Annotated in this window: 20 protein-coding genes; all 20 read right to left on the bottom strand. The window is 51.5% G+C overall.

What is annotated here, in order from left to right; genetic code table 11:
• Window positions 1–6 precede the first annotated feature (6 nt).
• On the bottom strand, window positions 7–969 hold the full coding sequence (whiA, locus tag Q0757_RS04545) for a DNA-binding protein WhiA (RefSeq protein ID WP_298785190.1): 963 nt from the start codon (window positions 967–969) through the stop codon (window positions 7–9).
• A gap of 20 nt (window positions 970–989) precedes the next feature.
• Window positions 990–1,934: a YvcK family protein gene (locus tag Q0757_RS04540; RefSeq protein ID WP_298785188.1), complete on the bottom strand. Its 945-nt coding sequence runs from the start codon at window positions 1,932–1,934 to the stop codon at window positions 990–992.
• A gap of 2 nt (window positions 1,935–1,936) precedes the next feature.
• The gene (rapZ, locus tag Q0757_RS04535) at window positions 1,937–2,821 is read right to left on the bottom strand and encodes an RNase adapter RapZ (protein WP_298785187.1); all 885 of its coding nucleotides are present in this window, start codon (window positions 2,819–2,821) and stop codon (window positions 1,937–1,939) included.
• 16 nt (window positions 2,822–2,837) lie between these two features.
• Complete coding sequence (locus Q0757_RS04530; protein ID WP_298785186.1) at window positions 2,838–3,311, bottom strand: 8-oxo-dGTP diphosphatase; 474 nt, start codon at window positions 3,309–3,311, stop codon at window positions 2,838–2,840.
• Between the two features lie 157 nt (window positions 3,312–3,468).
• Window positions 3,469–4,413, bottom strand: coding sequence for a thioredoxin-disulfide reductase (trxB, locus tag Q0757_RS04525; protein ID WP_298785185.1), 945 nt, complete (start codon window positions 4,411–4,413; stop codon window positions 3,469–3,471).
• Between the two features lie 89 nt (window positions 4,414–4,502).
• Window positions 4,503–5,534: a tetratricopeptide repeat protein gene (locus tag Q0757_RS04520; protein ID WP_298785184.1), complete on the bottom strand. Its 1,032-nt coding sequence runs from the start codon at window positions 5,532–5,534 to the stop codon at window positions 4,503–4,505.
• 194 nt (window positions 5,535–5,728) lie between these two features.
• Window positions 5,729–6,358 carry a bifunctional phosphoribosyl-AMP cyclohydrolase/phosphoribosyl-ATP diphosphatase HisIE gene (hisIE, locus tag Q0757_RS04515; protein ID WP_298785183.1) on the bottom strand — a complete coding sequence of 210 codons (630 nt, stop codon included), beginning with the start codon at window positions 6,356–6,358 and terminating at the stop codon, window positions 5,729–5,731.
• Window positions 6,355–7,113 carry an imidazole glycerol phosphate synthase subunit HisF gene (gene hisF, locus Q0757_RS04510; protein ID WP_298785182.1) on the bottom strand — a complete coding sequence of 253 codons (759 nt, stop codon included), beginning with the start codon at window positions 7,111–7,113 and terminating at the stop codon, window positions 6,355–6,357. Before hisF ends, hisIE begins: the two co-directional genes overlap by 4 nt.
• Window positions 7,113–7,844: a 1-(5-phosphoribosyl)-5-[(5-phosphoribosylamino)methylideneamino]imidazole-4-carboxamide isomerase gene (hisA, locus tag Q0757_RS04505; RefSeq protein ID WP_298785181.1), complete on the bottom strand. Its 732-nt coding sequence runs from the start codon at window positions 7,842–7,844 to the stop codon at window positions 7,113–7,115. The genes hisF and hisA overlap by 1 nt, the downstream gene beginning before the upstream one ends.
• Window positions 7,837–8,481: an imidazole glycerol phosphate synthase subunit HisH gene (gene hisH, locus Q0757_RS04500; protein ID WP_298785180.1), complete on the bottom strand. Its 645-nt coding sequence runs from the start codon at window positions 8,479–8,481 to the stop codon at window positions 7,837–7,839. Before hisH ends, hisA begins: the two co-directional genes overlap by 8 nt.
• A 20-nt stretch (window positions 8,482–8,501) precedes the next feature.
• The gene (gene hisB / locus Q0757_RS04495) at window positions 8,502–9,092 is read right to left on the bottom strand and encodes an imidazoleglycerol-phosphate dehydratase HisB (protein WP_298785179.1); all 591 of its coding nucleotides are present in this window, start codon (window positions 9,090–9,092) and stop codon (window positions 8,502–8,504) included.
• A 1-nt stretch (window position 9,093) separates the two neighbouring features.
• The gene (gene hisD, locus Q0757_RS04490; RefSeq protein WP_298785388.1) at window positions 9,094–10,365 is read right to left on the bottom strand and encodes a histidinol dehydrogenase; all 1,272 of its coding nucleotides are present in this window, start codon (window positions 10,363–10,365) and stop codon (window positions 9,094–9,096) included.
• The gene (hisG, locus tag Q0757_RS04485; protein ID WP_298785177.1) at window positions 10,365–11,006 is read right to left on the bottom strand and encodes an ATP phosphoribosyltransferase; all 642 of its coding nucleotides are present in this window, start codon (window positions 11,004–11,006) and stop codon (window positions 10,365–10,367) included. Before hisG ends, hisD begins: the two co-directional genes overlap by 1 nt.
• On the bottom strand, window positions 10,999–12,186 hold the full coding sequence (locus Q0757_RS04480) for an ATP phosphoribosyltransferase regulatory subunit (RefSeq protein WP_298785175.1): 1,188 nt from the start codon (window positions 12,184–12,186) through the stop codon (window positions 10,999–11,001). Before Q0757_RS04480 ends, hisG begins: the two co-directional genes overlap by 8 nt.
• 198 nt (window positions 12,187–12,384) lie before the next feature.
• Window positions 12,385–12,864, bottom strand: a complete 480-nt coding sequence (locus tag Q0757_RS04475; protein WP_298785173.1) for a DapH/DapD/GlmU-related protein — start codon at window positions 12,862–12,864, stop codon at window positions 12,385–12,387.
• Window positions 12,861–13,517, bottom strand: coding sequence for a pyrophosphatase PpaX (ppaX, locus tag Q0757_RS04470; RefSeq protein ID WP_298785171.1), 657 nt, complete (start codon window positions 13,515–13,517; stop codon window positions 12,861–12,863). Before ppaX ends, Q0757_RS04475 begins: the two co-directional genes overlap by 4 nt.
• Before the next feature lie 25 nt (window positions 13,518–13,542).
• Complete coding sequence (gene lgt, locus Q0757_RS04465) at window positions 13,543–14,370, bottom strand: prolipoprotein diacylglyceryl transferase (protein WP_298785387.1); 828 nt, start codon at window positions 14,368–14,370, stop codon at window positions 13,543–13,545.
• Window positions 14,371–14,409: 39 nt separating this feature from the next.
• Window positions 14,410–15,345 (bottom strand): HPr(Ser) kinase/phosphatase, encoded by a 936-nt coding sequence (gene hprK, locus Q0757_RS04460; RefSeq protein ID WP_091613440.1) that lies wholly within the window; start codon window positions 15,343–15,345, stop codon window positions 14,410–14,412.
• A gap of 202 nt (window positions 15,346–15,547) precedes the next feature.
• On the bottom strand, window positions 15,548–15,910 hold the full coding sequence (locus Q0757_RS04455; RefSeq protein WP_298785165.1) for a phage holin family protein: 363 nt from the start codon (window positions 15,908–15,910) through the stop codon (window positions 15,548–15,550).
• On the bottom strand, window positions 15,910–16,116 hold the full coding sequence (locus Q0757_RS04450) for a PspC domain-containing protein (RefSeq protein WP_022793861.1): 207 nt from the start codon (window positions 16,114–16,116) through the stop codon (window positions 15,910–15,912). The genes Q0757_RS04455 and Q0757_RS04450 overlap by 1 nt, the downstream gene beginning before the upstream one ends.
• Between the last annotated feature and the right edge of the window lie 11 nt (window positions 16,117–16,127).

Genomic DNA, 16,127 nt, shown 5'->3' with positions numbered 1-16,127 from the left:
TAGCAATTAAATTTTTTCCGGAATTGGCGGCTTTCCAGCCTGGATGCGCTCGGCAATCTGATCAATCTTGCGCAGCCGGTGGTTCACTCCGGATTTACTTACCTTGCCGCTCGGCACCATTTCCCCGAGCTCCTTCAGCGTGACGTCCTGGTGCTGGACACGCAGAATGGCCATTTCCCTGATTTTTTCGGGAAGGTTTTCGAGCCCGACCTCTGCCTGGACAAGCTGAATGTTTTCCACCTGCCTCAGCGCAGCTCCTACGGTTTTGTTTAAGTTCGCTGTTTCGCAGTTCACCAGGCGGTTCACCGAGTTGCGCATATCTTTCATAATCCGTACATCTTCAAAATACAGCAGAGCCTGGTGGGCACCGATGATATTTAAAAACTCGGTAATTTTTTCGCTTTCTTTAATATAAAGAATGTAACCCTTTTTCCGTTCAAGGCTTTTCGATGTGAGCCGGAATGTTTCCATCAGCTCCCGGAGCGCCCGGTTGTGCTCTTCATACATCGAATAAATTTCCAGATGATACGAGGACGTTTCCGGATGATTAACCGATCCGCCGGCTAAAAAAGCTCCGCGTAAATACGCCCGGCGGCTGTCCGTGTCCGGAATCACGTCCTTTGCAATCGAACGGTTAAACTGGTAGCCGTTTTCCATAATGGCAAGGTCACTCAGCATTTCTTTCGTTTCTTCGGCCATCCGGACTACATAGACATTATTCTTTTTTAAACGCATCTTTTTTCGAACAAGCAGCTCAATCACCATATCCTTATAGATACGCTTGATTAACGAATAGATCCGTCGTGCGATGGCAGCATTTTCAGTGGAAACGTCTAAAATCAGCTGGCCATTTCCAAATGAAATGGAGCCGTTCATCCTGATTAATGCCGCAAGCTCCGCTTTGGCGCTCGTATCTTCCACTTCAATCTGGGTTAATTCTTTTTTAGTTATAGCCGCAAATGAAGACATCCATCTTCACCGCCTTTCTGTCAATCACGGGCAAGCAGGGCTTCAGATACTTTTTTGGCATTATGACGAAGAACAAGGCCGTCATAGTGCATAAATGTATCTGTTACTACCCGGCACCCAATCTGTTCTAATCTTTCATAATCACACTCCACGGGAAACGCCTGCTGTTTTTCGTAGTTTGCAAGCACCGGAGCAGGGATCTCTCCGTTATGCACAAGGACAGTATCCACAAAAGCGCTTCCTGTATGCTTTTCAATGGCATGCAGATGATCGGCTGCCGAAAAGCCGTCCGTTTCCCCCGGCTGCGTCATTACATTGCAAATATATACCTTGCGCGCCTCTGAACGATTAAGGGCATCCCGGATACCAGGAACGATCAGATTCGGCATGATGCTTGTAAACAAGCTCCCGGGACCAATGACAATGACATCCGCCTGTTCAATGGCGCGAATGGTTTCCGGCAGTGCTTCAGCATCCGGCGGATGAATAAATACCTGGTCAATCTGCTTGCCGGCTTTAGGGATCAGGGACTCTCCGTAGACTGTGGATCCGTCCTTCATTTTTGCAAACAGTTCAATACTCCGATTGGAGGCCGGCAGAACCTTGCCGCGTACGTTTAACACGGTACTGAGCTCTGTAATTCCTTTGGCAAAGTCTCCGGTAATGGAGGTCATACCCGCTACCAGCAAATTCCCGAGGGAATGACCGGTCAGCCCCTCCCCGCTCGTGAAGCGGTGCTGGAACAGTTCTTCAATTAAAGGCTCGACTTCCGCAAGCGCCACCAGTACGTTTCTTACGTCCCCGGGCGGTGGAATATTAAACTCTTTCCGTAAGCGCCCGGAGCTTCCTCCGTCGTCTGCGACAGTCACAATCGCCGTAATGTCTGCCGGGAACTGCTTCAGCCCCCGGAGCAGAACGCCTATACCTGTGCCACCGCCCATCACTACAACCTTCGGGTCCTCCACGTCTATTTTTTCCTTCCTTCCTCAATGTCCCGGTGATTGGCATTCGTCTCATATTTCCCTGAAAAGTAAGAAGCAATATATTCAGCCAGCGTTACGGAACGGTGCTTGCCTCCTGTACATCCAATCGCAACCACAAGCTGTGACTTGCCCTCCTGCTTATACAGCGGAAGCATAAATTCAAGCATATCCACCAGTTTATTAATAAATTCCTTTGTATCCGTCCATTTTAACACGTACGAAGACACTTCTTCTTCGAGGCCGGTTTTAGGCTCCAAATGTTCCACGTAGTGAGGGTTCGGCAGAAAACGAACATCAAAAACCAAATCCGCATCGATCGGCATTCCGTACTTAAATCCGAAGGACATGACATTCACATTAAAAACCGACTGATTTTTTTCAGCATAATCAGTTAATATACGCTCTCTCAGCTCTCTCGGTTTCAGGCTGCTCGTATCAATAATATGACGCGCCCGGCCCTTTAGCTCCTGCAGCATCTCCCGCTCAAGCTGAATACCTTCAAGCGGCGTCTCCTCACTTGCAAGCGGATGCGACCGCCTTGTTTCTTTATAGCGGCTGACAAGCACCTGATCCTTTGCGTCCAAAAATAAAATATGTGTTGAGAGCTCTCTGCGCTGATCAAGCTGGTCTATGGAAGCAAACAGATGGTCAAAAAACTCCCTTGTCCGAAGATCCACTACAAAAGCTACTTTATCGGTTTTGTTTTCAGTCGTTTCAATTAAATCAATAAATGTCGGGATCAACGAAGGAGGCAGATTGTCTACACAATAATAGCCCAGATCCTCAAAGCACTGGATGGCCACCGTCTTCCCGGCCCCCGACATCCCTGTAATGATTTCAACCTGAATCGATTTGCGCTCTTGTTCCATAATCCGCATCCCTCTTTTACATAAAGTATGGCGTTGACTGCTCAAACCGGCTCTCCAAAAGCCGGCGGTCCTTCGTATAGCGGAACGTACCATACACCGTTCCTTTATTATTCAAAATATGCTCGACAATGGCTTTATCGCCTTCAGCCATGGGAAGAGACGTCACTTTCTGCTTTTCCTTCCATTCAAGGATGCCCTCCGGAGACTCATTAAGCAGCCTGCCCCCGGCGCCAAAAGCTTCAAATGTAAACATCATCCACTCATTCGCTGTAAGTCCGTTCTCCATCGTAATAAAGGTGAAAATGCCCCGCAGGTGCGGACGTTCAAGCGAAAGGCCCGTTTCTTCACGGAACTCCCGCCGGACGGAATCATACACCGACTCCCCCGGCTCCATTTTTCCGCCCGGGGCATTCCACCAATCGTAGCTTGGTTTCTTGAGCATAAGCAGTTGATCGTTCTGCTGTAAAAAACAATTTGTCACCCGTTGCATGTGTACCACCTCACATATACCTTTCTCCAGTATACTATCCTTCGATGGTTCAGACAATTTACAAAAGAAAGTATTCCGCGTTTTCTGCTCTTTGCACTAAAAAAACGGCGCAGAAATGATTTTCTGCGCCTGTGCGTCGCCGTTTCAGCCGGAGGGCCTATGCTTCGACCGCGTTTTTCAGTTCTTCCACGTACTGCTGCGCCGTCTGCGCCGCAAGCGACCCGTCGCCGGTCGCCGTCACGATCTGGCGCAGGAACTTGTCCCGGATATCGCCGGCGGCGAATACGCCCGGAATCTTCGTTTCCATTTCCTCGTTCGTTTCGATATAGCCCTCGTCGTTCGTGATGCCGAGGTCGAGAAATGCCCCGTTCAGCGGCAGCAGCCCGATGTAGATGAACGCGCCGCTCGTTTCGAAGTCGTAGTCCTCGCCGGTTTTCAGGTCCGTCAGCGTGACGCTTCCGACCTTGCCGTTTTCCCCGTTGATCGTTTTCACGACCGTGCTCCACTTAAAGTCGATCTTGTCGTTCACAAACGCGCGCTGCTGCAGAATCTTCTGCGCCCGCAGCTCGTCGCGGCGGTGAATGACGGTCACCTTATCGGCAAACCGGGTCAGATACACCGCTTCCTCGACGGCGGAATCCCCGCCGCCGACGACCACAATCTCCTTGTTGCGGAAAAAGGCACCGTCACACACCGCGCAGTAGGACACGCCGCGGCCGCCGAGCTCTTTTTCGCCCTCGACCCCGAGCTGCTTGTACTCCGCGCCGGTCGCGATGATCAGCGCGCGTGTTTTATACACCTTGTTCCCGGCGTAGACCGTTTTGTATTCCTTGCCGTCCTCGACGCGGGAGACGTCGCCGTAGGCGTACGCCGCCCCGAACTTCTGGGCGTGCTGGAACATTTTCGTCGACAGGTCGGGCCCGAGAATATGGTCAAAGCCCGGGTAGTTTTCCACGTCCTCGGTGTTGGCCATCTGGCCGCCGGGCACGCCGCGCTCGAGCATGAGCGTGTCCATTTCCGCCCGGGAGGCATACACCGCCGCGGTCATGCCGGCCGGGCCGGCGCCCGCGATAATCACATCATAAATCCGTTCTTCCGTCATAAAGGACACTCCCCTTACTTTAAATATCGCTTTCTTATGGCATCTGTACTTATTGTATGGCAGCCGCATTTCGGCGTCCAGTACTCTGCTTACTGCTGAAAATCGTCCTGTACCATTTCTCTTACCCTCTGACCGGTTAATATATTCTGTTCATATTCCCGGTAAAGCTCTTTCACTTCCGGATGATCGAGCTGACGGTTCTGTTTCCACCATTTGGCCGCCTGCTCCGTTTCACCGAGCAAATATAACGCCGCTCCATGATAAAACGCAACCGATCCGCGTTCAATCACGAACCGTTTATGATAAAGACGGGCGTAACGGCAGGCATCTTCGTAATAGCCAAGGTACGTACAGACAGCACTGATCCAGTGAAGGGACTCCCGGTCGATCGGAAGGATCGCTGTAAGCACACTCATTACTTCCTTCGAACGCTCATGCTCCCCCTTGCTTTCATACAATGCGGCGAGCTGGCAGCTCGCCGGCACGTAAGCGCCCTCCTGGTGCACCGTTTTGAGCAGCTTCACCGCCTGCTCGGTATCTCCGCTGTGCTGGTGGAGCTTTGCCAGCTGATGGTAAGCCGCCCAGTAATCAGGCTCCTGCTTCAGCAGTTTTTCAAACAATTCCCGGGCTTCCTGGACCCGGCCTCTATCTGCCTGCTCCACTGCCTGTTCATAAATAGTCATATCCCCTGGGTGCTCCAGAAGACCTGGTTCATTTTCTTTAATCATTTCGAGCAGTTCCTTCGTTTCTTCTGCAAAGTCGCCTTCCGGGGCGATTTTCATATAATACCCGGCCGTTTCCGCTGCTTTTTCAAAATTACCCTGGAAGGCGTAATTGTTAGCCAGAAAGAAATAACATTCGGAGCGTTCCGGCTCCACCTCTTTAAGCACCCGGTCGAGAATGTTGTTGGAGCGATCAAACCATTCCATGTCTGTATATATTGCGGCAAGCTGGCATTGAAACAATCCCTTGGAAGGTTCGAGCTCGACAGCTCTTTCCAAAAAGAGAACGGCACGCTTCAGGTGATTTTTCTGATAAGCCACCACGCCCCGTTGAAAGAAGTATTCACCTGACTGCAGGAAAGGAATAATTGCGTCTTCGTTTTTTTGTTTTGAGCCCAATTCCTTTCATCCTTCCTTCGTTTGTTTTTCTTTGTTCCTTCACGTTCCACATCAATTGTGACATTATAACACGCCCTCTGCTTCATGAAAACTCTCAGCAGCCCGCATGTTTTTTCAGCATTCAAAAACCACGGAGGAGAATGACCAAAGAAAAAACCGCCCGGAAGGACGGTCTTTTCTGTGCTCAGCCTTTATTACGAACGATGTCTTTCTTCAAGCACCCGCAGCACCTCATCAAGGGGAAGCTTCTGTTCCCGCAAAAGCACGAGCAGATGGTAAAGAAGATCAGCTGTCTCCCAGCTCAATTCTTCGTGATCCCGGTTTTTCGAAGCAATAATTACTTCTCCGGCTTCTTCACCGACTTTTTTCAAAATCTTATCCACGCCCTCGGTAAACAAGTACGTCGTGTAGGCGCCCTCCGGCATTTCCGCCTCGCGGGTGGCAATGACCTGCTCGAGTTCATTAATAATCGCAAACCGCCGGCCGTCGGCTGACTGCTTTTCATCCGACAGCAGGGAACGGGAAAAACAGCTGTAGTCTCCTTTATGGCATGCAGGACCTGCCGGTTCCACAAGCACGTTTAACGCGTCGCTGTCGCAGTCGTACCGGATGTCTGTCACCTGCTGCCTGTTTCCCGAGGTTTCTCCTTTATGCCAGAGCTCCTGGCGGGAGCGGCTGTAAAACCAGGTTTCCTTCGTATCGATTGTTTTCTGCAGCGATTCTTTGTTCATATAGGCAAGCGTCAGCACCTCTTTGCTGACGGCGTCCTGCACTACGGCCGGAATCAGACCTGCTTCATCAAAAGTTAGTTCGTCGACGTTCATCGTACTAAGACTCCTCTCTCCCGGATAAAAGCCTTAACTTCTTCAATCGATGTTTCTTTATAGTGAAAGATTGAAGCAGCTAGTGCCGCATCCGCCCCTGATTTTTCAAATACATCCACAAAATGCTCTTTGGCGCCAGCGCCTCCGGAGGCAATAACAGGCACGTCCACTGCTTCGCTGACCGTTCGTGTCAACGCCTCGTCAAAGCCGGTCTTCGCTCCGTCCTGATCCATGCTCGTCAGAAGAATTTCGCCGGCTCCGCGGGCGGCGACTTCTTTGACCCAGTCGACGACTTCCCAGTCGGTGGGCGTGCGGCCGCCGTGGGTATAGATTCTCCAGGATCCGATCGACTCATCGTACTTGGCATCCACCGCTACGACAATACATTGCGAGCCGAAATAGGTGGACCCCTGAGTAATCAGTTCTGGGTTTTTGACCGCGGCCGTATTAAGCGACACTTTATCCGCGCCGGCGCGGAGCATGTTGCGCATATCATCGACCGAGCTGATGCCACCACCTACCGTGAACGGAATGGCAATGCTTGCAGCCACCTGCTCCACGACGTCTATCATCGTTTTCCGTCCTTCATGCGAGGCGGAAATATCGAGAAACACAAGCTCATCCGCCCACTGCTCATCATAAAACGCAGCGAGTTCCACCGGGTCGCCGGCGTCCCTCAGTTCCACAAACTGTGTGCCCTTCACGACCCGTCCTTCTTTCACATCCAGACATGGAATAATCCGTTTCGTAAGCATTACTGTACCTCCTTCACGGCTTCTGCCACATCCACTTTGCCGGTATATATCGCTTTTCCGACAATGACACCCGATATCCCTTTGTTACGCTTCTCCGCAAGATTCCGGACATCCTCCATAGTGCCGATGCCACCGGAAGCAATGACGTTTACGCCGGTCGCTTCTGCGAGCTGCCTTGTCGCCTCTACGTTCGGTCCGGTCATCGTCCCATCGGTGGATATATCGGTGAATATAAATGTCTCCGCCCCGTGGGCAGCCATTTCCTGTCCAAGCTCGACCGCGGTTACTTCCGAGGTGTCGAGCCAGCCGTTAACGGCCACGTACCCATCTCTTGCATCAAGACCGATAGCGATGCGCCCACCGTATTTTTCAAGCATATCCCGTGCAAACTCTGGATACTGGAGGGCAACACTGCCGAGTATCACCCGGTCCACGCCGTTGGATAAGTAATAGTCCACATCCTCTTCGGTCCGGATCCCTCCGCCGACCTGGATACGGACATCAAGCTCCCGTGCAGCACGGACCACGTGGGCATGATTGATGCGCCGTTTTTCTTTTGCCCCGTCAAGATCAACCATATGAATCCAGGCTGCTCCCGCCTTGGCAAATGAAGCAGCCATCTCAAACGGCGAATCGCCGTAGACAGTCTCCTGATTATAGTCGCCCTGAAAAAGGCGGACACAGTTACCGTCCCGAATATCGATGGCCGGGTATACAATAAAATCACTCATGGGCCCCACTCCTTTCACGGACAATCGCCCCGAAATTTTCAAGCATACCAATGCCGATTCTGCTGCTTTTTTCAGGATGAAACTGCGTGCCCATGATTTCGCCACGGCCAACCACCGCCGGTACGGTTTCGCCGTAATCGCTTGTCGCAATCAAAACGTCCGGATCGGCAGTTTCAATCACGTAGGAATGCACAAAATATGCATGGCCTTCCTCTACGTTTTTCAATAGCGGGTGGTCCGGCTGATGAAACGTAAGCGAGTTCCAGCCCATGTGCGGCACCTTCAGTCTTCTTCCCTGGCTGTCTTTTCCGGAAAACCGGCGGGCATGCCCGGGCAGAAAGCCGAACCCTTCTGTTTCCCCGTGTTCGTCGCTGCCTTCAAACAACAGCTGCATGCCAAGACAGATGCCAAGCAGCGGTTTGCCGTCAGCCGCCCAGTGTTCAATAAACTCAAACTGCCCGTTTTCCCGGATTAAATTCATCGCGTCCCGAAAAGCACCGACTCCCGGGAGAATCAGGCCGTCCGCTTCCGCAAGCTTCTTCGTATGCTCAGAGACAAAATAAGGAATATCCAGTCGTTCCAGTGCCTTTTTCACGCTGTACAGGTTACCCATGCCGTAATCGATTATTCCTATCACAAGCGCTCCACTCCTTTTCTTTACAGCATTCCTTTGGTTGAAGGAACGCCCTTCACTCTCGGGTCCAGCTGGGTTGCTTCGTCAAGAGCCCGTGCCATCGCTTTAAATACCGCTTCAATAATATGATGAGTGTTGTGTCCGTAATGGACGACTACGTGAAGGTTCATCCGGGCCTCCACCGCGAATTTCCACAAAAACTCATGGACGAGCTCGGTATCAAATGTTCCTACCTTGGCTGCCGGCAGCTCTGCCCGGAATTCAAGATGCGGGCGGTTGCTTAAATCCACAATGACCTCTGCGAGCGCATCGTCCATCGGAATTTTGGCCTGGCCGTAGCGGCGAATGCCTTTTTTATCGCCGAGCGCCTGTCCGAAGGCTTCGCCGAGGCAGATACCGATATCCTCGGTCGTATGGTGATCATCCACTTCCACATCGCCTTCGGCCTGCACGTCGAGAGAGAAATGGCCGTGCTTTTTAAACAGGTCGAGCATATGGCTCATAAACGGAACGTTCGTCTGTATGACCCCGTCCCCTTCGCCGTCAATGCCAAACTGCAGGCGGATGGATGTTTCTCCCGTCTTGCGTTCAACGCTTCCTCTGCGTTCTGCCATTCTACTTCTCCCCCTTCCGGATATCCACTGCGCGCGCATGTGCTTCAAGGCCCTCAATCCGGGCGATCGCAGAAATGTATTCCCCGTTTTCCTCGAGTGCTTCTTTGCTGTAGGAAATCACGCTGGAGCGTTTCACAAAATCATCGACACCGAGCGGGCTCGAGAACCGGGCCGTGCCGCTCGTCGGAAGCACGTGGTTCGGGCCGGCAAAGTAATCACCGACCGCTTCGGCACTGTAAGGCCCTAAAAAGACAGCACCGGCGTGACGGATGGAGCCGAGCAGATTATCCGGCTGGGCGGTCATGATCTCCAGATGCTCCGGCGCAAGCCGGTTTACAGCCTCCACTGCCTCCGCCATCGTTTCGGTTAAGTAAATGGCTCCGTGCTTATCAAGAGACTCTTCCGCAATCTTTTTGCGTGGAAGGTCCTCCAGCTGACGCTCAAGCTCTTCCGCCACTTTTTTGCCGAGCTCCTCCGAGGTGGTTACAAGTACAGCCGAGGCGAGTTCATCGTGCTCCGCCTGGGAAAGCATGTCGGCTGCAATATAATCCGCCCGGGCTGTTTCATCAGCAAGCACGACGATCTCGCTTGGTCCGGCGATACTGTCGATCGCCACCTGACCGAACACTTCGCGTTTAGCCAGCGCAACATAAATGTTGCCGGGCCCGACGATTTTATCCACCTTCTGGATGCTCTCCGTGCCATAGGCAAGCGCAGCTACCGCCTGTGCTCCCCCAATTTTCGCGATACGTTTAATGCCAAGCTCACTGGCAGTGACGAGCACCATCGGATGAAGGCGCTGGTCCTCTCCGGGAGGCGAACACATCGTAATGCTTTTCACACCTGCAGCGATTGCCGGGATGGCATCCATCATAATAGTCGACGGGTAGGCTGCTTTGCCTCCCGGCACATAAATACCGACGCGGTCAAACGGAATAATCCGCTGGCCGAGCATCGTCCCGTCTTCTTTTGTTACCATCCACGACTGCCGGAGCTGGCGCTGATGAAAATCACGGATGTTTTCAATCGCTTTGCGGATCGCCTCGAGCTCTTTATCGTCCACCTGCTTATACGCCTCATCTATTTCTTCCTGCTGGACAAACAGCTCATCGAGGGTCACGCGGTCAAATATCTCGGTCAGCTCCATGAGTCCTTTATCTCCGTTTTCCCGCACCTTTTCAATAATGGAGGAGACCGATTCCCGCTGCTTTTCGGTTCCTCCTTCAATGGTGCGTTCAAGCGTTACTGATTTATCCAAAGGGGTCACTTTCATCATACCTGTTCTTCCACTCCTATCACCTGGGCGACACGCTCCACGAGATCATCAATAACGGTATCCTTCAAACGATAGCTTACCGGATTGACGATCAGCCGGGAGGTAATCGGCACAATCGTTTCAAGCTCTATTAAACCATTTTCCTTCAGCGTCTGGCCGCTGGAAACAATGTCTACAATACGGTCTGCCAGACCGACAAGCGGTGCCAGTTCAATCGATCCGTTTAATTTAATAATTTCCACCTGTTCGCCCTGCTGCTTAAAGTACTGCGTCGCCAGATTCGGATACTTTGACGCCACCTTTGGATTTACATCGGACTTTTCATACTCTGGAAGACCGGCCACTGCCAGGTAGCAGGCACTGATTTTCAAATCCAGCACTTCATACACGTCACGCTCTTCTTCAATCATTGTATCCTTGCCGGCGACCCCAATGTCTGCCACCCCGTGTTCAACATAGGTTGGCACATCCATCGGCTTCGCCAGGATAAAACGCATATTTGCTTCCGGGGCGTCGACGATCAGCTTTCTGGATTCTTCAAATTCCGGAGGAATGGGAAATCCGGCTTTACGTAGAAGCTGCACCGCTTCTTCGAAAATCCGTCCCTTTGGCATCGCGATTGTCAGCCATTCATTCATGCGAAGCTCCCTCCTTCTTTTTTCCGATCATGGATACAACATCCTCATAGGACCCGCTCAGCTGATCCACGTCCTCTACGCCGCGGATATCCTGCAGCACGACCCGTTTTCCGGTTTCGCGGAGCTTACGCGCGTGCTCCACTGCTTCCGGGCGGCGCTCCGGGCTGAATAAAATACACGTCTGGGAAGGTACCGCTCCCGTAAGGCCAAGAGCTTCGACCAGCAGATCAAGCCGGAGACCGAATCCGACAGCCTGGGCCGGACGGTTAAACTGCTGCAGCAGTTCATCATAGCGGCCGCCGCTTCCAAGCGGCACACCCAGGTTGTTGCCGTAGCTTTCAAATACGATGCCGGTGTAGTAGCTCATATGCATAAATAAGTTAAAGTCGAGCTTAATGTAATCGGACAGGTCATAGTGTTCAAGCACCGTTTTCAGCTCCTGCAGCTCCTCGAGCGCTTCCTTTGCTGCCGGTGTCTGAACCAGATTCAATGCTTCGTCCAGGGTCCGCCAGTCGCCCCGGAGGCGCAGCAGGCTGTTCAGCTTTTTCTTATCAAGAGAGGAAAGCGGGAGATTTTCCACGTGCTGGCGATAGCCGACATAGTTTTTTTCATATAAAAACCGGCGCAGATCATCAGCACGTTCATCATTTCCGAGCACCTCTTCAAGCAGCGCGTTCACGTACCCGACGTGCCCGACCGTAATTTGAAACATGGTCAGCCCGGTTTTTCGCAGAGCTTCAATCATAAGAGAGACGACTTCCCCGTTCGCACTTGAAGTGCCGTCTCCAATCAATTCCACCCCGAGCTGTTCAAATTCTGCCGGACGTCCGGCCTCAAGCTGCTGCGCGCGGAAGACATTAGTATGATAAGCCAAACGGATGGGAAAATGCTGCTTTTGCAGCCCGGATGCCGTCACCCGGGCAATTGGTGCTGTCATGTCCGGACGCAGCACCAGCGTCCGTCCCTGCTGATCGAGGAGTTTAAACAGCTGATGATCAAGAATCGCCGACGCGCTCCCCACTGTATCGTAATACTCCAGTGTCGGCGTTTCGACAGGCAGGTACCCCCAGCTTTCCCATTCATCGTTAATGACCCGTTGTACGTTCCGTTTTGTCTGAAAATATCCCGGAAGCGCATCGCGCATCCCAAGCGGCTTTTCAAACATAAAAAGCTTACTCATACTCTCTCTCCTTTTCTCTTCACGATGCTTTAGTTCGCTAATGTACTAACAAAATAAAGAATAATCATAGTTTACACATCTTTTTTTACACCGTCAATTTTCCTTTTCTGCTTTCATTATAACAATATTCACTGCCCTATCAGCCTTTTACGCTTCCAGAAAAGCGAAAAGCCGGCCTTCAAAAAGCCGGCTTGAAGCCTATGTTCTTATCCGCATCGGACTGCCGCCGGCAAAGGCCCGCGGAGGCACGTCTTTATGCACGACCGTTCCTGCTGCCACCACCGCCCGGTCGCCAATCGTCACCCCGGGCAGAATAGTCACGTTGGCACCGACCATAACCTCGTTTCCGATTACAATATCGCCGAGCCGGTATTCATCAATTAAATGCTCGTGGGTCAAAAGCGTCGATTGATAACCAATAATAGAATTGCTGCCAATATGAATTTTCTCCGGAAACATGAGATCCGGCATGACCTTATACGCAAGCGCCGTTTTTTCACCTATTTCCATTCCAAGCAGCTGCCGGTACATCCACCGCTTTACCGACACAAACGGCACGACCCGCGAAGCTTCAATAACCGCCGTATTTTTGAAGGCCTTCAAAAAAGGGACCGTACGGTACATCTGCCACAGAGCATTGGTATTATTACCCGGGAAATAACGATCTGTTTTTCTCATTCCTCTGGTTCCCCGACAATATCGAGCAGATCGCTCATCCGGGTGAGCATCCAGTCCGGTTCATAATTTTTCAGAAACGATGCACCCTTGATGGTCCATTCCACTCCCGCTGTGTGAACACCGGCATTTTTTCCTGCCATAATATCAAACTGGCTGTCCCCAATCATAATGGTTTCCTCCGGACGGGCATTCAGCTGTGTCATGGCTACTTGCAGCGGCTCCGGATGCGGCTTCGGGTTTTCAACATCATCCACTGTAACGAACGTCGAGAAAAAAGGAAGCAGCCCGAGCATATCGGCTCCTTTGACCGCCGCTTCCCTTCTCTTTGTCGTTACAATACCGAGGGAATAGCCCCGCTCGTACAGCTTTTTAATAGTGTCATACACGCCGTCGTATTCCCGGACGAGCGTTTCATGGTTTGCCAGGTTGTGGGATTGGTACGTGTCAATCATCTGTTCCACCTGGCTTGGGTTGCTGCTGATGCTTGAAAAGTTATCCGCCAGCGGCACCCCGATCCAGCTGATGATGTCATCCCTGCTGTATTGGTCCGGGGCATAATACGTCAGCACGTGTTCATAAGAAGAAATGATCAAATCATTGGTATCAATCAGCGTGCCGTCTAAATCAAACAGCAGTGTATTCCATCTGGTCATGAGGCTTCCCCTTTCGCTTTTATCCTTATATGCCGGGACCGTCTTTACTTAAGTATCTTGCTTTGGCAAGGCCTGCCTGTCTGCGGTATAAAATCAGACTCACGGCTGCGATGATCAAAAGCACTGAAATCAGCTGTGCCACCCGGATCGTATCAAACAGCATTAAGCTGTCGGTCCGCATTCCTTCGATGAAAAAGCGTCCGAAGGAATACCAGATAACATACGTTAAAAACAGCTCCCCGCGGCGGAGATTGACCCGGCGCAGTCCTAAAAGAAGTAAAAATCCCGCGATATTCCAAAGCGATTCGTACAAAAACGTGGGATTATAGTAGGCTCCCTCAATATACATCTGATTAATAATGAATTCCGGCAGCTGCAGCCCCTCTAAAAACGATCGGCTCACTTCGCCGCCGTGGGCTTCCTGGTTGATAAAATTGCCCCAGCGTCCAATCGCCTGCCCTAAAATAATGCTCGGTGCGGCAATGTCAGCCAGCTTCCAAAAGGAAACCCGTTTGATTTTCGAAAAGACAATGCCCGTAAGCACGGCACCAATCAATCCGCCGTGTATGGCAAGACCGCCTTCCCATACCGCCAGAATACTTCCCGGATTCTGGGCGTAATAGCCCCACTCAAAAATCACGTAATACAACCGGGCGCAGATAATCGAAATCGGTATGGCAAAAATGAGCAGATCCGCGAAAATATCCTCCGGGAGCCCGCGTTTTTTTGCTTCATAGGAAGCTAAAATGTACCCAAGCAGAGCGCCGAGGCCAATGAGAATCCCGTACCAGTAAATAGGCACAGACCCGACTTCAAAGGCGACCCGGTCGATCGGCTGCATCGATGAATAAATCATATCCCCTGCCACTCCTGACTGCTAAATGTATAATAATTAAAATTCTTCTTTATCACCGTCGTCAATCATCTGTTTTAACCGGTCCGAAAACTGCTGAGCTGTGTTCACGCCCATCCGTTTCAGCCGGAAGTTCATCGCCGCCACTTCAATAATAACGGCAAGGTTTCGTCCCGGCCGCACCGGAACGGTCAGCTTCTGAATCTCCGTGTCGAGCACCTGGAGCGTCTCTTCATCAAGACCGAGGCGGTCGTACGCTTTTTGTTCATCCCAGAGCTCAAGGTGAATGGTCAGCGAGATGCGTTTATATGGTCGGACAGCCCCTGCCCCAAACAGCGTCATGACATCGATAATGCCAAGACCCCGGATTTCAAGCAGGTTCTGAATCAGCTCCGGTGCTGTGCCAACAAGGGTGTCACCGTTCTGCTGACGGATTTCGACAGAATCATCCGCTACAAGCCGGTGGCCCCGGCGTACGATATCAAGCGCCGTTTCACTTTTCCCTACGCCGCTCGCCCCGGTAATCAGCACACCGATGCCGTAAATATCCACCAGCACGCCGTGCATCGCTGTCGATTTGGCCAGCTTCGTATCGAGATAGTTCGTCAGCTGGCTGATCAGCTGCGTGCTTGCCAGATGCGAGCGCATGATCGGAACACCGGTCTTTTCCGCATTCTCAATCAGCTCCGGCGGAGCTACCAGCCCACGCGAGATGACAATGCCCGGAGTGTCGTATGTACACAGCTTTTCCATGCGTTCCTGCTTTTCTTCGTCCTGGAGCTGTTGAAAAAAAGAAAGCTCTGTCCGCCCAAGCAGCTGCAGCCGCCGGGCAGGATAATATGTAAAAAAACCGGCCATTTCTATTCCCGGACGGGAAATATCGCTCGTGGTTATCGCCCGGTACAGCCCTTCTTCCCCGGCGAGCAGCTCTAATTGAAACCGCTCCTTTAAATCCGTTGCCGTCACTTTTGCCATCGTGCTGCCTCCCTCAAAAATCGCTCTGTCGTTTTTTGAATGCGTTTGCTTTCTCTTTTCGTACGTTGTTATTGTAGCACGTTTTCAAAAGAAGATGGAACCTGCTCCAGAGGATTTCAGTTTCACTGCTGCACGAAAAAGACCCGCCGGCAGGCGGGCCAATTTTTACCTCTTATTATTTTCCCCGGCCTCCGGAAGAACCTCATGTTTTTCTTCCGCTCAGCGGGTTTACGAAAAGATTGTACATCAGCATATTTAAAACAGCGATCACTACAGCGGCAAGAAAAGCCATACCGAAGCCGGACATGTTAAAGGCTTCTCCCATCACCGCCGACGTAAGCATCAGCATCAGCGCATTGATCACAAAAATAAACAAGCCGAATGTTACGACAGAAAGCGGGAGGGTGAAAAAAATTAATAGCGGGCGGATCACGAGATTAATCAGCGTCAACACCAAACCGGCCACTATAGCTGCCCCAAAGCCGTCAATAGTAAAGCCGGGGAAAAACCCGGCTACTACCATCAATGCAATGGTGTTAACAATAAACGGTACTAAACAGCCCATCAGGAGACGGCGTCCTCTTCATTAGGGAGAAGCACGGCTAATACGAGATAAATCAGCAGTACCCAGGAGGTAACGGGAAGGATAACAAGCACCACACTGATAATCCGTATTAAGGATGAATCCCAGCCGAGATAATCTGCCAATCCGCCACACACGCCTGTTAATTTCCGGTCTTCACGGGATTTATACAACTTCTTCTTTGCCAACCTGATCACCC

Origin of the sequence: uncultured Marinococcus sp. (assembly GCF_947493875.1) — a bacterium.
GTDB lineage: Bacteria > Bacillota > Bacilli > Bacillales > Marinococcaceae > Marinococcus.
Note: the sequence above shows the minus strand (reverse complement) of the source record. Positions and strands in the feature narration are given on the sequence as shown.